This is a genomic window from Candidatus Wallbacteria bacterium (assembly GCA_028687545.1).
Lineage (GTDB): Bacteria > Muiribacteriota > JAQTZZ01 > JAQTZZ01 > JAQTZZ01 > JAQTZZ01.
This window is the reverse complement of the sequence record JAQTZZ010000008.1, coordinates 86,385-104,203: the sequence shown is the minus strand read 5'-3', so window position 1 is coordinate 104,203 and position 17,819 is coordinate 86,385. Positions and strand designations below refer to the sequence as shown.

Here is a 17,819-nt window from a genome sequence, read left to right as displayed (position 1 = left end):
TAGGACGCTTCGGGGGTAAGAAGCTGTAAAGTCCTCACGAGGTTCGGACTTAACAGCTTCTATACGGTCGCCACCATTACAGCCTTGATCGTGTGCAGGCGGTTTTCGGCCTGGTCGAAGACAAAGGAATATTTGCTCTCGAACAGCTCGTGGCTGACTTCGTTCTCGTGGACTGCGGGCAGGCAGTGCAAAAAGATCGGGTGCTCCTTGCCTGTAGCCTTGATCAGAGCCATGTTCACCTGATAGGGCCGCAGCTTTTCCACGCGCTCCTTGATGCCTGGCTTGTCTTCTTCGCCCATCGAGACCCAGACGTCCGTGTAGAGTACGTCAGCTCCCTTGGCCACTTTTTTCGGGTCCTCGCCGAACTCGATCACTGCACCGGTTTCCATGGCCACGCTGTTCGCATACTGGATCAGTTTCTCTTCAGGCCAGAGTTCGCGTGGAGCTGCCATGCCGAAGGTCATGCCCATCTTGGCGCAGCCGATCAGCAGTGTGTTGCCCATGTTGTTGCGGCCGTCGCCGCAGTAGACGAACTTGATCCCGCGTAATGTACCGAATTTTTCCTTCACAGTCAGCAGGTCGGCCAATACCTGGGTGGGGTGGAACATGTCAGTCAGTCCGTTCCAGACCGGCACGCCCGCGTATTTAGCAAGCTTTTCCACCACTTCCTGGGAGAAGCCGCGGAACTGGATGCCGTCGAAATAACGGCCGAGCACTCTTGCGGTATCTTCAACTGATTCTTTCTTGCCGAGCTGGATGTCATTCTTGGAAAGATATTCGGCATGTCCGCCTTCATCCACGACAGCTGCTACAAATGCGCAACGGGTGCGTGTGGAAGCTTTTTCGAAAATCAGGGCAATGTTTTTTCTGTTCAAGGCATTACCCAGAATTCCCATCCGCTTATTTTGCTTTAAAGTAGCGGAAAGGTCTAGCAGGTATTCGATTTCCGCTGGTGTGTACTCCATGAGAGAGAGAAGGCTGCGTCCTTTGAGATTGAAGGGCATGAGTCCTCCTGTTAATGATTTGGGTTAATCTATCATTGTGCCCACGGGATTGTCAAGGAACTAGTGGACTGTAAACATAGTTTTAATGCTTGGCCAGCGCTTGATAAATCATGTTAGTGACCGGATCAAGCCAACTGGCTGTCTGACAAAACTCTGTTAACACTCCACTAGGATGAGGCGTTTTCCAGGATGATAAGATACGGAAAGATACAAAAAAAATCCTTCAAAGCTCTTGACTCTCCGCGATCCCCGGGTATTATTCATTCAATAATACATCGGGGAGGAGCCTTGAAGAGACTGATCATAGCGCTGGCAATCCTGTATGTTTCGCTTCCGCTTATGGCTGATCCGCGTTTCAACTTTCCCTGGCCGTGGGGTGAAAAGGCCGGAACAGTCGCCGCAGAACTGAGATCAAATGTATCCGATTACCTCAAAGCCCAGCTTCCTTCGGCCACAGACGGACAGAAGGAATCCCTGAACGCGATCCAGACTGATCTCGGTACCGGTTTCCTCTGGACTCTGAATGACGGGAGCGCCTGCATTTTCTTCTCCAAAACCGACGGCAGCTCCTGGCCCTATGCCTTCAGCACCCAGGACCAGCAGATCATCTCCGACATCCTGGCAGCCCAGGACAAGATCAAGGACATTCTCTACAAGAAGCAGTATAAGGATTTCAAAGTCACCACTGGTTTTTTTATCAACATCAACAATGAAGTGGCTTTTGCCCTGGATATGGTCAACCAGGCAGGGGAAACAAAAGAAATCCAGTACGAAGGCAACCTCTGATCAAATAATCAAAGTGCGATCTCAAAAAGCTGGAGGATTGACCTCCAGCTTTTTTATTTGTAGAAAAATTCTGATTGTTTTCCATCCTTTCTGGGGAAATAATCCCCAGTCAGCAGCCTCCGGAAAATCATTTCTCCAGAAAGCTCAAGTCTTCCAGCCTCCAGGCACAGGGATTGCTAAAATTAATGCGGACAGTCAGGAGGTTTTGGCATGAGCGACAATCTTTTGAAAAAAGAAGACACAACAGAAGCGCCTGCAGATATGGAAAAGTTTAACGGGGCAGTGACTGAACTGATCGAAAAAAACAAGCCCAGGCTCGAGGAACTGAAGCGGAATTTTGATGCCTTTCTTCAGGACCAGAACGGAATGGATGACCTGAAAAAGAAAATCCTGGAGTCAGGAGTGCTTCCTGCGGACCTCTCCCGCGAACAGGCCGGGAAATATCTTGCCAGCATCCTGGACAACCTGAAAAAAGGCAATGATTTGAACGGCTTTGTGGAAGATTTCAAGACCCGTCTTTCTGAATGCAAAGCCTTGCCTGACCTGGAAAAATGCTTTGAAGAGACATACAATTCCTGCGCCGAGATCGAGAAGATTGTCAGGCAGTCGGCAGAAGGCATGTTTTCCCTGATGCTGGAGCAATACAGGACGGCTTCATTCGATAAAAAGGAACGCGAGGCCCTTAAGGCAGAGCTTGATAAGTACAGGAAACTCTCAGAAGAATACCTGGAAATGTCCAGAAGCCTCAAGAAGGATTACACCAGGATGCGGGAGAGGCTGACAAAGGAGAAGGATGAGATCGCGCAGACAGCCAATAAAAAACTGCTTTGCGATCTCCTGGAAGTGGCTGACAACCTCGAAGAAGCGCTGAATCAGTCGCGCAAGGAGCTGGACTGCGAAAAAAGCATGCATTTCAAAGGAGTAAGTCTGGTCTGGGACAGGCTTAAAAAAATATTCTCAGACAATCAGGTGAAAGAGATGGAAGTGATTGACAAGCCTTTTGACCCTGTTTTTCACGAAGCACTGGCTCAGGATCTGGAGTCAGGCAGGGATGAAGGCACGATCACTGAAATCTTTAAAAAAGGTTATTTCTATCGGGAGAGTGTGCTCCGTTCAGCCCTGGTAAGGGTGGCTGCGGGCAAACCAAAGATAGAGCAGACCCAATCAGAAAATCATTAAATAGGAGGCTGACATGAGCAAAATCATTGGAATCGATCTCGGAACTACTAACTCCTGCGTGGCTTACATGGAGGGCGGCGAAACCCACGTCATCCCTAATGTCGAAGGCGGCAGAACGACCCCTTCGATTTTGGCGTTTTCCAAAACAGGCGAGCGGCTGTGCGGTGTGGTCGCCAAGAAGCAGGCTGTGCTCAATCCTGAGCGTACAGTCCGCTCCATCAAGCGTCACATGGGTGATACCGACTTTTTTGTAAAAATCGACGACAAGCAATACACGCCGCAGGAAATCTCGGCTATGATCCTGCAGAAACTGAAGGCTGACGCAGAATCCTTCCTGGGCGAAAAGGTCACCAAAGCCGTGATCACTGTGCCCGCCTACTTCAACGACGCTCAGCGCAAAGCCACCCGCGACGCAGGCAGGATCGCCGGCCTGGAAGTCCTCAGAATCATCAATGAACCCACTGCTTCGTCCCTGGCATACGGACTGGACAAAAAGAAGGATCATAAGATTCTGGTGTACGATCTGGGCGGCGGAACGTTCGATGTTTCCATCCTGGAAGTCGGGGACGGTGTGTTCGAAGTGAAATCAACTTCAGGAGACACGCATCTCGGCGGCGACGATTTTGACCAGAAGATCATCGACTGGATGGTGACTGAATTCAAAAAAGATCAGGGCATTGACCTGACAAGCGATGCCAAAGCCTTGCAGAGGCTGAAGGACGAGGCGGAGAAAACAAAGATAGAGCTGTCCACAGTAATGGAAGCCACGATCAATCTGCCTTATATCACCGCAGACGCCAACGGCCCCAAGCATCTGGAAATGAAGCTGACCCGCGCCAAACTCGAAAGCCTGACCGAAGACCTGCTGGAGAGGACCAAGGCACCTATGAAGCGCGCTTTATCCGATGCCGGCCTCAATCCATCCGACCTGCACGAAGTGATTCTTGTGGGAGGCCAGACCAGGATGCCGGCAGTGGTTGCGCTTGTGAAGGAATTTTTCGGCAAAGAACCCAACAAGAACATCAACCCCGATGAATGTGTGGCTGTGGGAGCTGCGATTCAGGGAGCAGTGCTCGCCGGTGAAGTCAAGGATATTCTGCTCCTGGACGTGACCCCTCTTTCCCTCGGCATCGAGACCCTGGGCGGAGTGTTCACCAAGATTATCCAGCGCAATACAACTGTTCCCTGCAGGAAGAGCCAGATCTTCTCCACTGCGGATGACAACCAGTCCGCTGTCACCGTGCATGTGCTGCAGGGCGAGCGCGAGATGGCTTCAGACAACAAGACACTCGCCAAGTTCGACCTGATCGGCATTCCGAGCGCACCGCGAGGCATGCCACAGATCGAAGTGACTTTCGACATTGACGCTAACGGCATCATCCATGTTTCTGCCAAGGATCTGGGAACAGGCAAAGAGCAGAAAATCAAGATTGAAGTCTCCGACGGCCTGGCTGAGGACGAGATCCAGAGAATGCTGAAGGATGCTGAAGCCAATTCCGATGCCGACAAAAAGCGCAGAGAAACGATAGAAACAAAGAATCAGGCTGACACCTTGATTTATACCACTGAAAAATCGCTCAGGGAATATGGCGACAAGCTTCCTGCAGAGGAAAAAACCAAGATCGAAGCAGCGATTGAAGACCTGAAGAAATCCCTCAACTCCACAGATAAGGATCTGCTCAAGAAGAAAATGGAGAAACTGGCTCAGGCCAGCCATAAACTGGCAGAAATTATCTATTCCAAAGTGAATGCAGGAGGGCCGGGAGCCCAGACCGGCGGGCCTCAGCCTGAGCAGCCTGCCCAGGAAGATGGTCAGGGAAAAGACGAAAAAGTGGTGGATGCTGAATTTGAGTCTGTGGATGATAAAAAACAGTAAACAGTAAATAAGTCGTTGGGTAATAGGGTGAAAGAGTTTCTTCTTTCACCCTTGACCCTTCGAACTTCGAAGCATACAATGATCCCGCTAGAATTGCAGTTGATCTGGAGAATACTATGAATCGCGATTTTTACGAAGTGCTGGGTGTGCAGAAGAACGCCGGTGACGACGAGATCAAGAAGGCATATCGCAATCTGGCCCGGAAATATCACCCTGATGTCAATCCCAACAATAAGGAAGCCGAAGAGCGCTTCAAGGAAGTGAATGAAGCTTACGAGGTGCTTTCAGATCCAAAAAAGCGCGAGCAATACGACCGCTTCGGACACGCCGGTGTCAACCCTGGTGGTTTCGGGGGGAGCGGTTTCAACGGTCAAGGATTCAACTTTGAAGACATTTTCGGCGAGATGGGGATCGGCGACATTTTTGGAGACATCTTCGGTGCAGGCAGACAGGGAAGACGCGGAGCCCAGAAAGGACGCGATCTGCGCTATGACCTGGAATTCTCGCTGGAGGACGCTTACTACGGCAGGGAAATCGTGATTTCGGTGCCGAAGTTTGCAGCCTGTGAGCGTTGTCACGGAAGTGGAGCCGAACCGGGAACTGCCCCTAAGGTATGCCCCCAGTGCAAAGGAAAAGGCAAGGTCCTTCACGCCCAGGGGATCTTCAGCATCAGCACGACCTGCCCGGCCTGCCACGGCAGAGGAAGCATCGTGGATAAGCCATGCTCAGCCTGCAGAGGTGAGGGACGCGAGAAGAAGACCTCACAGATCAAAGTCAAAATCCCCAAGGGTGCAGAGGACGGAATGAGGCTGAAACTCGCCAATGAAGGAGAAGCAGCCGTTGGAGGAGGGTTGTCCGGGGATCTTTATCTTGTCATGCACCAGAAGGAACATCAGATTTTCCATAGAGAAAGTGATGACATCATCGCAGAGGTTCCGATTTCTTTTTATACTGCGGCCGTCGGCGACAACATCCAGGTTCCGACTATGGATGGGCAGGTTAAAATGACGGTCCCGACCGGAACACAAAGCGGAAAACTTTTTAAACTGAAAGGCAAGGGCATGCCTTCAATTAACAGTTACAGTCAGGGTGACCTCTACATCAAAGTGAATGTGGAAGTCCCCACAAATCTCAGCGCAAGGCAGAAGGAGCTTCTGAAAGAGCTGGATTCTTTGAGCAGCGTGAGAAATTCTCCGCAGCAGCAGGGATTCGCCGAAAAGCTGAAGAATTTTTTCAAAAAGTAGATTGCCATTAAATGGTACGCGGTACTCGATTATCTTGTTTTTTTCCTTCAGGTCGATATACTTTCCGAAACTTATAACATAATTATGAATAATGTGTAATTTTATAGTGTTTTTTATCGTGATTGCAGGACTTGCTTCAGCAACTGCCAGACCTGTTTTTCTGGATTACACACTTAATCTTGACCTGTCTGTGCAGCCTGAACTGTCTGTCCCTGAGCGGAATTCCCCTGAATTTCTTGAACGGAACTCGTTCCAGAATCATCTTAAAAAAATAGGTTTCCGCGGGAATTATTTTGAAAACAACGATCGATTCCTGCTGATCGAGAGGGGGAAAATCGCAGGCAGCGGTTTCAGAGCTCCTGAAAACAGCAGGATCACGGTTGTCGACACTGAACTTCTAAAGCGGCAATACAATTTTTCGGTAATTTTTTTCGGGAATGCCTGTAATTGGTCTGTTGGTATAGCAGGGGAAAGCAATCAGCCGGTTTCTTCTGCTCGCATCGCTGAGGGAAAACTTGTTGCAGCAGATCTGATTCAGCAGAGTGGAAGAATGCAGGGTAACAATTTATTCGTTAACAAGTATAACAAAGAAAATGGATTTGAATTAATCACTTCAGTTGATATAAATTTTTAAAGGTGGGAGTTTAGTTAAATGAACATTACTGAAGTTAGAATCAGGCCCGTGAAGAGGGAAGGAAAACTGAAGGCTGTCGTTTCGATCACTATCGATGATGTATTTGTAGTGCATAATCTGAAAATCATCGAAGGCAAGAAAGGCCTGTTTCTGGCCATGCCTTCACGCAAGATGAGCAACGGCAAGTTTCAGGATATGGCCCACCCCATCCTGACTGAAACCAGGGATGAACTGCAGAAAATGGTTCTGGAGAAGTACGAGGAAGTCCTTAAAAACGGCGGTGGCGAAGAAATCTGATTGGGGTGTAGCCAAGCGGCAAGGCACAGGACTTTGACTCCTGCATTCGTTGGTTCAAATCCAACCACCCCAGCCAAACTACATCCTCTCCATCTTCATCGATTCTCTTATATTTTTGACATCTATTCCGAGAATAACTATAGTACCCCAAACTAAATCTGCGAGGATCATATGCAAGCAATAGTTCTGGCAGCAGGAAAATCCACGAGAATGAAGAGCGCACTCAGCAAGCTCACTTTCAACCTTCTGGGAAAGAGGGTTGTCGATTATGTATATCAGGCCGTTTCAGGGCTTGGCACTGAGAAGACAGTATTTGTTCTGGGTCCCCATAATTTCGAGCTTGAGCTTCCGCCGCAGGTGCTCAGGGCAAGGCAGGAACAGCCTCTGGGTACCGGACATGCCGTCCTCTGTGCGCTTCAGTCCGGTTGCCTGTCAAAGGGAGAGATTCTGATACTTCCAGGTGACATTCCTCTGATCACTGCCGATTCCCTGAAAATTTTCGTGGATTGCCACAGGCGTGAGCAGGCCGACTTGTCCGTGCTGTCGACAGAACTTCCTGATGCCGGAAGTTACGGGCGGATCATTCGTGATAAAAATGGATTTCATTCCATAGTCGAGGCCCGGGACGCTACTGACAGGCAGAAGAAAATCAGGGAAATCAATACCGGGATTTATCTGATCAGTCTGGAACTTCTTTTGCAGGTCATCGACCGGATCGGAACCGACAATGCGCAGCATGAATTTTATCTGACAGATATCGTGAACCTTTGCAGGAAGGAACGGAAAAAAGCTTGTGCTTTCAACCTGCCGGATTCGGCTGATTTCATCGGGGTAAACACACCGCTGGAACTCGCCGAAGCCTTGCGTGAGCTAAAAATCAGGAAAAATCTTCAACTGTCGGCATCCGGAGTGATAGTTCTCGATCCTGACACTACTTACGTCGACTGGGATGTGCAGATCGGAACAGGGACCGTGATCATGCCGGGTACCGTAATCAGCGGAGACACTGTAATCGGTGAGTATAATCAGATCGGGCCATATACGCAGATCCAGAGTTCAAGGATCGGAAACCGTAATCAGGTACAATTCAGCATTGTCAATGGTTCTGTCGTCTCATCGGACTGCCAGGTCGGTCCTTTCGCCCATATCCGTCCGGGAAGCCGGCTGGAAGACACTTGCAAGGTAGGCAATTTCGTGGAACTCAAGAAAACCCGTTTTTCCCCTGGAGTGAAGGCCTCCCATCTTTCATACATCGGCGATGCGGATGTCGGAGTGGACACCAACATTGGCGCAGGCACCATTACCTGTAATTATGACGGAATCAGAAAGAATGAAACTAAAATCGGGGAGCATGCATTCATAGGCAGCAACTCCTCTCTGGTAGCTCCGGTGACGATCGGTGCACACGCTTATGTCGGCGCCGGCTCTGTGATCACAAAGGATGTGCCGCCATATGCCCTGGGCCTGGGACGTGAAAAACAGGTCAACATCGAAGACTGGGTGAGAAAAAAGGAAAAAGCTAAAGATTAATCTGGTGGAGGAATTTTGTTCAAAGAGATGAAGATAGATGAATTCCTGAGAGGGCTTTCATCAGACGCCCCTACACCTGGCGGAGGGGCGGCAGCAGCAGTTGCCGGGGCCTGCGGAGCAGCTCTGATGCTGATGGTATCGAACCTCACCCTGAAGAACGGAAAATACGTGAAAAGTCATAGTGAAATGCGCAGGATCGCGTCAATTGCGCAGCCTGGAAGGGAAGAGTTCCTAAGGCTCGCTGATCTGGATGCCTGCGCTTTCAACTCTCTGCTTTGTGCCATGCAGCAAAAGCCAAGCAATGACGCGGAAAAGGCAGCCAGAAAATCAGCCATCAATACCGCCAGCGTCGAAGCCACCCTGGTCCCACTCCATACGCTCGAACTTGCCGTCAGCCTGTCGCGGGAACTTCCGGTGCTGGCCAGGCTCGGTATCAGGCACGCCGTCTCGGATGTGGGAGTGGCTGGATGCCTGCTGGACACTGCTTTTTCCGGAGCCGAACTGAATGTGATGATCAATCTCCCAGGTATAGTCGACGAACAGGTCAGGCAGGATTTTACCGATAAAATCAAGCTTTTGAAACCTGTGTTGACGGATAATCTTAGGGATTCGCGTTCAGAAATCAAATTGTGAGGAACAGATGAAAACTGCTGTCATGATTGTTTTGATGTTGTGCCTGCCTCTTTTGGCCTTGGATCAAGCCTATCAGAAGAGGATTGAAGCTGAAGCCCCTTTTGAAAACATCAGAAAAATGAAAGTCCCTGATTCGCTCGACGCATTCAGGGTGGAAATCCAGAAAGAACTGGAGGAAGGGATTCTCAAATCCAAACTGGGAGACATAGAAGAAGCCCGCCGCCTGTTTGATGAAGTTAAGCTCAAATGCATCCTTTTTCATGAAGTGCTGGAGGCCTATCCACCCTGGGAAGAGATGCTGTCTTTCTACGAGACAGTCAAGCCCAAGGTCGAGGAGATGGAAAAGCTGGATTTTTTCAGGTTTTTTCCGGTTGCCTGCCAGCTCATGTATGAAAATTACCAGGAATTTGAGCGGAATCTGGAGAAGACAGGTCAGTCGTTGAAGGATCTTCATTACAGAGTTGTGGAGCGTCACAGACGGCCGGAACGGGTCCGTGAGATGTACTACAATGTCGAAGAGGTGATTAAACAATACCACGACAAGCTGCAGCGTTTCTATGAAATCGATACTCTGATGAAGCGTATCCGTGATACCCTGAACCAGTATAATGAAAACCGCGACATTGCAAGGCGTCCTCCGAACTACCGCGCGATCCGCGACAGTCTGGAAATAATCACTCCGGAATTCAACAAGCTGCTCGCTTCCGCCCGGGACTCGATCTGGTACGTAACACCCGCTCAGCTCTGGGATCTCAGGAACAGGCTGGGCAAGGTAAGTTCCAGTCTCGGAAATCTGAGGAGCGAGTATATCGAGCCTGTGTATACGAATCGCGAGAATGAAGCCATGGCTGCTGCCATGGCGGGCGACGAATGCTTCCGCCAGCTCTATCCTTCGCAATATCAGGATTTCAACGGGAACTATCAACGCTATCTGAAAGATAAAAAGAGATCCTATAACCCAACTGAACTGGGGCTTTCCATCCAGTATCTCGACCGTGCGCTGAAGCACAGGGGTTTGTATCTGGAATTTTCGGAAAACCGCAGGCAGGAGCTTGAGATCAGCGAGTGGCTTTCCAGGGAGGAAAAAACCTCCAGCTATACTGAGCGCAATCTGAGAAGCTTCTATTTCTATGCCGCCAAGACCGCCATTGCCGAAGCCGCGGCTGCGAGGCAGGCCGGGAATCCGAAAAAATACCTCAAGGAGTTGAAAATTGCGGTACAATACCAGGAGAAGTATGGGAAAAATTAGAATTGCGGTTTTGGCGGCTTTTTTAATCATGCTGACTGCAGCTTATGCGGACACGCTCTTTTTAAAGAACGGCGTGATTCTGCACGGCAAGGTCAAGGAGCTTTCTGACAACACTGTTTATCTGGCCAGCCCTGAAGGTGAGCAGGTGAAGATCAAGGAAGACAAGATCGAAAGCCTGGTTTTTTCGGAGCATTCAACAGGCATTTTTGAAGGATCATACAGGAATTTCAAGTTCAAGATCGCTTTCCCGATGCCAGCGGATTTCTGGTACCTGAAGGAAGGAGATCTGAAAGACAACCTGCTGATCACGCTTTCCAAGGAAAAAGATATCAGGGAAGACGCCACTTTGATCAAAATGTATGTGATCGAAATGCTGCCCGAGGAGTATCCTGACCTGAGGCAGTACCCGAAAAATGAAAAACAGATGGTGCAGACTTCTGAAAAGATCCTGAAAGGGCTTCTGCCTGACGACACTGCCCGCATCACCAAGGAAATGTACCAGAACTCCAGCGAAGTGCTTTTTTTCAAGCAGATGACCACATATACAAAGAAAATGGTGTTCGGGAACGAATTGCTTTTCAAGCAGATAAACCTGGTCACTTTCGCCCAGAACAAGGCTTTCGTGATTCTCTACGATGCCAGTGAGTTGAACTATGACAGGGATCTGCCGTATTTCACGAAAACAGCGGGTGAGTTTGAATTTATCGGCGAATATCCGATCTATGATGTTTTCAACAATCTGGGCAACATCTATTTCTATGATCAGAAATACAAGGAATCACTGCGTTATTTTGAGGCAGCGATGAAGGAAAAAGTGGATCCCGACATTCTGAACAAAGTCGGCATTATTTATTCCAAGCTGGGTGATTTCAGGAAAGCCCGGGAATTCTTCGAACAGGCTCTGAAAATGATGCCTGTGGACGCCAAGGTAAAGTTCAATATGGAGAATACTGGGGAGAAACACTATAGCGGATTCGGTGTAGATGGGAAGTAACTCTGTTTAGAACCCATTTCATAAGTCTGCGTCAGCCGCGTTCGAAGCTCCGAAGTTCAAAAGCTAGGCGCGGTGAGGAAGGCAATGTGGTGCATTTCCGACGAACCGCAACGACGCTTTTGAATTTTGCAGCCCGAACCCGGAGGGTTGCCAGCACAAGCTGCGCATTTCTTCGTTATCCGGTCTTGATGATGCGCCGCATCACCTTCGACCGGATGGCCTCGAAATGCTTGCATGTGCAAGGCAACGCGGTGACGCAGACTTATGAAATGGGTTCTAGGCAAATTTTTATGGTGTGCAGCCATATGTAGTGCAATATCATGATTTGTGGCGGGTCCTGTCCTGGAACAACTTTTTATCTCCTTCGGCAGGCTTAGTGCGCTAAAAAGTTATTCCTGGCCACCCCACATTGATTTAGTTGATTTAAGGGAAAATTTGCCAATTTCCTTTAATCAAATAATTCACTGATTATCCTGGCGATTTCGCCCTCAGTCAGAGGGCGATGGAAATTATAAGGCTCTTCACGGGCACTTTCATTGTAAAACGGCCTGTTGCATCCTGAACAGCCGCTGGTCAGAAAGGGTTTTCCTGAACCTGCGATTTCCCGGATTGCCTGATTTTCGATTTTAAAACCACAGATAAAGTCATCCTTCAAACTGAAATCACCTGAATTGAGCAGGTTGTTCTGCAGACAATAACTGGCCATCTGCAGAAAACGGTAGCGTTTTCGAGGGATTCTCCCTCGCTGTGCAAGAGGCGTACCTGCAAGCGGAAAAAAAGAAAACAAACCCCAGCCGATGCCTATGTTTTTCAGCCTGAGCATGGTGTCCAGAAATTCCTGATCAGTTTCACCCAGTCCGGCGATCAGATGTGTCCTGATTTTACCAGGATAAGTCCTGGCCAGGCGCTCCAGCAGCTGCCAGAATTCATCCCAGGAGCCTCCTTTCATTTCGCTGAAATGCCGTTCAGTTGCACAGTCAAGGGAGAGATTGAGATGGTCGACAGCAGGCAGAGCGAGCAACGCTTCCGGGTCGCAATCCGGTGAAGCTGAGATGGAAACAGGTTTAATTGCAATTCTGCAGAATTCCGTCATTTCCCGCAAGTCCTGCAGGCTGAGTTTTCTGGTGCACTGGAAACAGGACCTTCTGAATTCGCTGATCTGGTTGACTCTCCGGATTATCTCCTGAACCGGGAGCTCGATTTCAGGCCAGCTTACCCGTGAGAGCCTGCTGTGACCTGGCTGCTTGCCGCTCAGCCTGGACTGGCTGCAGAAAAGACATTTTCCAGTGCAGCTGCCACCGACGATAAAATAAGCTGTTGTGCAAGGCGGGATGGACTCCAGCCTGCCGGGGAAAGATAAGATGATTTTTCCAGCTGCCAGGGAAGCTCTCATAAGACGCAGCACTCCTCTGAAACCCCGTGATCCGGGAAAAGCCCGGGAGCAGGATTGACAATCGTCGAAACCGGGAGCTCAACCAGTCGAGGGTCGTTTCTTTTCCGCCATTCTCCGCCAGGCCTCATGCATCCGATGATGATTTCAGACTGCGGGATGGTTTCTTTGAGAGTGAGGATGAATTTCCGGATCCTTTGAAAGTCGATTCTTTCTGCACTTTTCTCCAGGGGAATTTTTACCAGCAGCACTGTTTTATCCGGAGCGAACGGCTTCAGTTTCCGGATCAGGGAAAGCTCGTCATCCCCAGGGCATAATCCGAGAAGGATGTGGGGAACGACCCTGAAACCGATTTCCTGGTATTTTTGATAGGAGTCAAGGTAATCTTTCTCCTTGAATTCCCTGGAAATATGTGCAATGGCCGACCTGACAGGCAGAAAATTGAATGAGACTACAGAAACCTGATTTTTCAGCCTTATCATCCGTTCCAGATTCCGGTCGAAAAACCCGAGATGAAGATTGATCCTGAATCTGGACGACAGCGTATTGAAAAGATCAGTTTCAGGAAGAGGCAGGGTTCCGTTTCTGAGAAAGCCTCCAGAGATGAGCAGTGATGTGTATTTCAGATTATCTGACGGGATATCGCTGATTTTTTTCATTGCCTGCAGATAATGCCTGGCACAGAAATCGCAGGATAATTCGCAGTTCCCGCCAGTCACTGAGACCACGAAGGTTTTACGGGGAATGCAGACGATCATTGCCAGCGTTCCGTGCAGGTCAGGTCATTGCAGAGCGAGCAGATGAAATTGCAATGCGGTTTGACAGGTATTTTTGGCTCTGGAAGAGGAAGGGATTCTTGAATCGATTGAGGGATTTCCGTTTTTTTTGTCTGTTCTGAAATTTTACTCTCAGGCTGCTTTTCAGCGCGTGGCTTTGAATTGATTCTATTGGGAGGCTGCATGGGCACTTTCTCTTTCAACCCGAAAGCAGCAAGAAGCCCGGGCGCAGGGTTCAGAATCTGAGTGGAGGAGTGATAACAGCCGAACCGCTTCAAGTGTTCGCTTCCGCTGTCCACTGCTTCCCTGACATCAGCGGTGGTTCCCGTAAAGGCCACAGTCACCAGTCCATTGCCAGGGTATTCTCTGAATCCCGCAGTCACCGAAACTTTTTTCAGGATGAAATCCAGAACCTCCACAGCTCCGGTGAGGCAGGTACTTTCAAGCAATCCGAGAGAAACATCCATTATTTCACCGTAAAATCCCAGTAAATTTCAGGACCTTCAATTTCAGCGACATTGAGATCTTCGACGCTGCTCATGGAAGGGCCTGTCAGGAGCAGTGAAATGAACTCCTGGAACAAGCCCAGCTCGCCCTGATAAATCACTTCGACTGTTCCATCCTCGCAGTTTGTCACATATCCCTTGATCCCGGAACCAAGGGCTTTTCTTCTGACAAAGGCTCTGTATCCTACGCCCTGCACACTGCCGCTGACAATGATTTTTCTGGTTATAATCGGCATAACTTACTCAACTCGACTTTGGCAAATTTCCAGAGTATACCCTGTAACCCTTGTGGGGTGGCCAGGTACAACTTTTTAGCGCACTGAGCCTGCCGAAGGAGAGAAAAAGTTGCACCAGGACAGGACCCGCCACAAATCAAGGTTTCGGCAGAACATCTGGCTGGACACCACAGAAATTTGCCAACCTCAACTTACTCAAGTTAGTTAATTTTACAGATTGTGTAATGAATTTTCAAGCTGATACAGATTTCCCTGAAAATAAAAAACCCCGCCTGAGCGGGGTTTATTTCAGTTCCAGCAAGCTGGTCTAATGGGGAGTTCCAGGGATATGAGAGCCCGGGGTAGGACCGGATGGATGAGGTGTGACATTGGGATTGTATGTCGGATTCGTCGGAGCAGTAGGAGCAGGATTGTTGGTAGGAGTAGTTGGAGTAGTTGAAGGAGTAGGATTACCGGGGTTATTGGGCTGAATCGGTACAGCCGGGCTGTAAGGGCTCGGTGGAGTATAAGGTGTGAGTGGAGCTGAGGGAGTGTTATTGTTGTTGGGGTAGGAGGGATTGTTCGGATAATAAGGATTGTTCGGGTAGTTCGGATTATTGGGATAATTAGGATTATTGGGATAGTATGGGTTATTGGGGTAGTAAGGATTATTGGGATATGAAGGGTTGTTTGGATAATACGGGTTATTGGGATAGCCGGGATTGACAGGATAACCTTCGTATTCCACCTGGCAGTCGAGCATCTGGAAGGCGTCGTGAGTAGGAATGATCGTAATCTGAGTGGCAAAGCAGTTCAGTGTCCATCCGTCGCGGTCATAGTTGCCGACATCTTTAGCCCCGTACGATCTGCCGTCAACATAAAGAGTGCCGTGAGAATTCCCGCCTGCATCAGTCCAGTAGACATTGATCTTTCTGATCTTTCTGGTGCGGTCTACGGTGATCGTATAGGTCTGGCCGGGATAATACCAGTTGTTGGCAGTAGGCTGCCCGGCGACAGCAACAGGGTAGTTTACAGTCTGGCTGTTCTGATGGGCGAAAAGCAGGACAGTCACTGTTCCAGAGACAGCTTCGGCGAAGGATTTGTTAAGCATGAAATTGAAAACAAATGCATTAGGGCTCAGACTGGGTGTCAGAACCTGTGCCCTGCCGGATGGAACTACTTCAAATCTGTAAAATATCCAGCCACTGTTTTTCCAGTCGTTGGGGATATCGATTTTCTCGAAATATGCTTTGGGGTCAGTGAATCTGCCACGGTTGTGGCTGATATTTTTTTTGTAGACACGATCCCCGGCAAAGGCTGCAGCTGTAAACGCCAGCAGGAGACATAAAGTCAGAAAATACGTTGCTTTTCTCATTTCCTCTCCCCCTTGGATGTTGCTTGCTTCTAATAATTATATAAAAACTATCGGATCTGTCAAGGAAAAGTCAAGGATGGAATGGGATGGAATGAATTGAAAGTCTGAAAAAATCATAAAACAGGATGATCTGAATCTCCACCTGAAACGGATTTTATGGTATATTGAATTGAATTTCAGGGACGAGGATTTATGCCGGAATTACCCGAAGTGGAAACCATTGTCAGAGGATTGTGCAGAAGAATCATCGGAAGGCAGATAAAAAAAATCGAGATCAGAGACCGGAAACTCGATGCTTTTCCAAGCGGAATGATTACAGGCAGATGCATCAAGCAGATAACCCGCCGCGGTAAATACATACTGATGGATGTCGGACTTCCAAAAAAAATTGTGTTCCATCTGCGCATGACAGGAGCTCTTCTCGTCCGGAACGATGTTGAAAGCCTTAAGTATCTCAGATTGATTTTCCACCTCAATCAGGAATTCCTGGTTCTGGAAGACAAACGCAGGTTCGCAACCGCTGACTTGATGCAGCCTGAAGCAATAGAAAAAAAACTGGGTCCTGAACCGCTCAGCGATAATTTTACGCTGGCCTATCTTGCCGCAGAATTGAAGCTCTCGAAAATGAATCTGAAGTCGTTTCTCCTGGATCAGAAAAGAATCGCAGGGATAGGAAATATCTATGCCAGTGAAATTGCCTTTGCCGCAGAAATCGATCCTGAACGGAAAACCGGGACTTTGAATGCCAGGGAAACGGTTAACCTTTACAGGGCAGTGGTGCAGATTTTGAACCTGGCCTGCGAGCTGCGGGGAACAACTTTCAGTGATTACCGGGATACTGAAGGCAGGAGCGGCGGCTTCCAGGAACAGCTGACAGTATTCCGGAAAAACGGGTCACCCTGTCCCAGATGCGGAGCAATCATAAGACGCAAAGTGATCGGCCAGCGCAGTACCTTCTTCTGCCACAGCTGCCAGAAATAACTGGAAACACCAGAATACCTAATTTATTTCCATCAACCATCCGATAGAACTTGTGAACTTTCTTCCATAGGAGGAATGAATGGGACGCCAAAAACGGATTATTGTTTTGATATTCATGGGAGCTCTCTGCTGGGTTTTCGCAAGCTTGATGGGCTGGACCGGGGGTACCCCTAAGCCTAAGAAACTTCCACCTAAAGCAACTCAGGAAGTTCAGGTGGTCCAGCTTTCCACTGCAGAAGTGGTTCCGAAAATCATCCTGGAAAAAGTGGTTTGCACTAAAACGCCGGTCAAAAGAGGCGACAAACTGGATAAAGATCTCGTTGAATTAAAAGAGTTTGATGTCAAAGATATCGAAAAAGATACCTGCAAAACTCTGGATGAAGTGATCGGAATGGTGGCTGTTGTTGATATCGAGAGTTCACAGCAGCTCAAAAAAGAGCAATTTGTTGATTTGAGAAATCTTACTAAAATGTCTCTGCGGATTCCAAAAGGCATGAGAGCGATCTCACTCAAAGTAGGAAATCCGTATTATGTCATTTCCGGACTGATCACTCAGCTCGACCGGGTGGATGTAATCGCTGTTTTCAAATCTCCCAGTGAGGTCGATGACGGATATTCCAAGATCGTCGTTGAAGATGCGATTCTCCTGGCTCTTGGCGAAACATATGATCCTGACCAAAGTGAATTCGGGTCAAAAGCGCCCCTCAGTGGGACCCCAGGAGCCCCCGGGACCACTGCAGCCCCCGGGCAACCAGCCCCTGCACCAGCCCCGGCAGCCGGAGGAAATCCAGCCCAGAATCTCAGGCTGATGGAAGGGAAGAAAATGTCGAATGTCACGCTTGCTGTTCTGCCGAAAGACGCGGAAGCACTGGCGATGATAACTGAGAAGGCGGATTTCTTTTATCTGGCGCTTAGATATCCTTTCGATGATGAAAAAATCGGTTCCACAGGGACAGTTCAGCATGAAGTGCTCGGAGTTCAGAAACGCGATGAGATTGTCAAAATTTATGAACATCAGGCTAAATTGAAAGAACTACAACTGCAGAAGGTGATGATTCTCAAGGGATCGACCGGTGTCGACAAGTCCAAGAACCAGACTGTGATCCATGTTGGTGACTGAGAAAAAACTTTTTTTGAATATGAGGAGGCT

Annotated in this window: 18 protein-coding genes and 1 tRNA gene; 13 read left to right on the top strand and 6 right to left on the bottom strand. The window is 48.8% G+C overall.

Annotation, left to right across the window (positions count from 1 at the left end):
* Positions 1-59: 59 nt before the first annotated feature.
* Complete coding sequence (argF, locus tag PHW04_05900; protein ID MDD2715411.1) at positions 60-1,004, bottom strand: ornithine carbamoyltransferase; 945 nt, start codon at positions 1,002-1,004, stop codon at positions 60-62.
* 288 nt (positions 1,005-1,292) lie between these two features.
* On the opposite strand from argF, the gene PHW04_05895 reads away from it, so the two are divergent.
* The 11 genes from PHW04_05895 to PHW04_05845 all read left to right on the top strand — a co-directional run bounded on the left by PHW04_05895 (position 1,293) and on the right by PHW04_05845 (position 11,426).
* Positions 1,293-1,790, top strand: coding sequence for a hypothetical protein (locus PHW04_05895; protein ID MDD2715410.1), 498 nt, complete (start codon positions 1,293-1,295; stop codon positions 1,788-1,790).
* Between the two features lie 210 nt (positions 1,791-2,000).
* Positions 2,001-2,969: a nucleotide exchange factor GrpE gene (locus PHW04_05890; protein ID MDD2715409.1), complete on the top strand. Its 969-nt coding sequence runs from the start codon at positions 2,001-2,003 to the stop codon at positions 2,967-2,969.
* Between the two features lie 13 nt (positions 2,970-2,982).
* On the top strand, positions 2,983-4,845 hold the full coding sequence (gene dnaK / locus PHW04_05885) for a molecular chaperone DnaK (protein ID MDD2715408.1): 1,863 nt from the start codon (positions 2,983-2,985) through the stop codon (positions 4,843-4,845).
* Between the two features lie 116 nt (positions 4,846-4,961).
* Complete coding sequence (gene dnaJ / locus PHW04_05880) at positions 4,962-6,089, top strand: molecular chaperone DnaJ (GenBank protein ID MDD2715407.1); 1,128 nt, start codon at positions 4,962-4,964, stop codon at positions 6,087-6,089.
* A gap of 91 nt (positions 6,090-6,180) precedes the next feature.
* Positions 6,181-6,723: a hypothetical protein gene (locus PHW04_05875; protein MDD2715406.1), complete on the top strand. Its 543-nt coding sequence runs from the start codon at positions 6,181-6,183 to the stop codon at positions 6,721-6,723.
* Between the two features lie 18 nt (positions 6,724-6,741).
* Positions 6,742-7,020, top strand: coding sequence for a septation regulator SpoVG (gene spoVG / locus PHW04_05870; protein MDD2715405.1), 279 nt, complete (start codon positions 6,742-6,744; stop codon positions 7,018-7,020).
* A 1-nt stretch (position 7,021) separates the two neighbouring features.
* A tRNA-Gln gene (locus PHW04_05865) sits at positions 7,022-7,096 on the top strand.
* Positions 7,097-7,191: 95 nt separating this feature from the next.
* A complete protein-coding gene (gene glmU / locus PHW04_05860; GenBank protein MDD2715404.1) occupies positions 7,192-8,550 on the top strand; it encodes a bifunctional UDP-N-acetylglucosamine diphosphorylase/glucosamine-1-phosphate N-acetyltransferase GlmU in 1,359 nt (452 codons plus the stop codon).
* A gap of 15 nt (positions 8,551-8,565) precedes the next feature.
* Positions 8,566-9,183 carry a cyclodeaminase/cyclohydrolase family protein gene (locus PHW04_05855; GenBank protein ID MDD2715403.1) on the top strand — a complete coding sequence of 206 codons (618 nt, stop codon included), beginning with the start codon at positions 8,566-8,568 and terminating at the stop codon, positions 9,181-9,183.
* A gap of 7 nt (positions 9,184-9,190) precedes the next feature.
* The gene (locus PHW04_05850) at positions 9,191-10,432 is read left to right on the top strand and encodes a hypothetical protein (GenBank protein ID MDD2715402.1); all 1,242 of its coding nucleotides are present in this window, start codon (positions 9,191-9,193) and stop codon (positions 10,430-10,432) included.
* Complete coding sequence (locus PHW04_05845) at positions 10,419-11,426, top strand: tetratricopeptide repeat protein (GenBank protein MDD2715401.1); 1,008 nt, start codon at positions 10,419-10,421, stop codon at positions 11,424-11,426. Before PHW04_05850 ends, PHW04_05845 begins: the two co-directional genes overlap by 14 nt.
* Before the next feature lie 448 nt (positions 11,427-11,874).
* On the opposite strand, the gene PHW04_05840 is transcribed toward PHW04_05845, so the two are convergent.
* From PHW04_05840 to PHW04_05820, 5 genes are all read right to left on the bottom strand, one after another.
* On the bottom strand, positions 11,875-12,819 hold the full coding sequence (locus PHW04_05840; GenBank protein ID MDD2715400.1) for a radical SAM protein: 945 nt from the start codon (positions 12,817-12,819) through the stop codon (positions 11,875-11,877).
* Positions 12,816-13,574 (bottom strand): hypothetical protein, encoded by a 759-nt coding sequence (locus PHW04_05835; GenBank protein ID MDD2715399.1) that lies wholly within the window; start codon positions 13,572-13,574, stop codon positions 12,816-12,818. The genes PHW04_05840 and PHW04_05835 overlap by 4 nt, the downstream gene beginning before the upstream one ends.
* Positions 13,571-14,059, bottom strand: a complete 489-nt coding sequence (locus tag PHW04_05830) for a BMC domain-containing protein (protein ID MDD2715398.1) — start codon at positions 14,057-14,059, stop codon at positions 13,571-13,573. The genes PHW04_05835 and PHW04_05830 overlap by 4 nt, the downstream gene beginning before the upstream one ends.
* Positions 14,059-14,334, bottom strand: coding sequence for an acylphosphatase (locus PHW04_05825; GenBank protein ID MDD2715397.1), 276 nt, complete (start codon positions 14,332-14,334; stop codon positions 14,059-14,061). Before PHW04_05825 ends, PHW04_05830 begins: the two co-directional genes overlap by 1 nt.
* Before the next feature lie 307 nt (positions 14,335-14,641).
* Positions 14,642-15,688, bottom strand: coding sequence for a hypothetical protein (locus PHW04_05820; GenBank protein MDD2715396.1), 1,047 nt, complete (start codon positions 15,686-15,688; stop codon positions 14,642-14,644).
* Between the two features lie 192 nt (positions 15,689-15,880).
* On the opposite strand from PHW04_05820, the gene mutM reads away from it, so the two are divergent.
* Entirely contained in the window at positions 15,881-16,669 is a 789-nt protein-coding gene (mutM, locus tag PHW04_05815; GenBank protein MDD2715395.1) for a bifunctional DNA-formamidopyrimidine glycosylase/DNA-(apurinic or apyrimidinic site) lyase, read from the top strand.
* A 79-nt stretch (positions 16,670-16,748) separates the two neighbouring features.
* Positions 16,749-17,789 (top strand): Flp pilus assembly protein CpaB, encoded by a 1,041-nt coding sequence (cpaB, locus tag PHW04_05810; protein MDD2715394.1) that lies wholly within the window; start codon positions 16,749-16,751, stop codon positions 17,787-17,789.
* Positions 17,790-17,819: the final 30 nt, after the last annotated feature.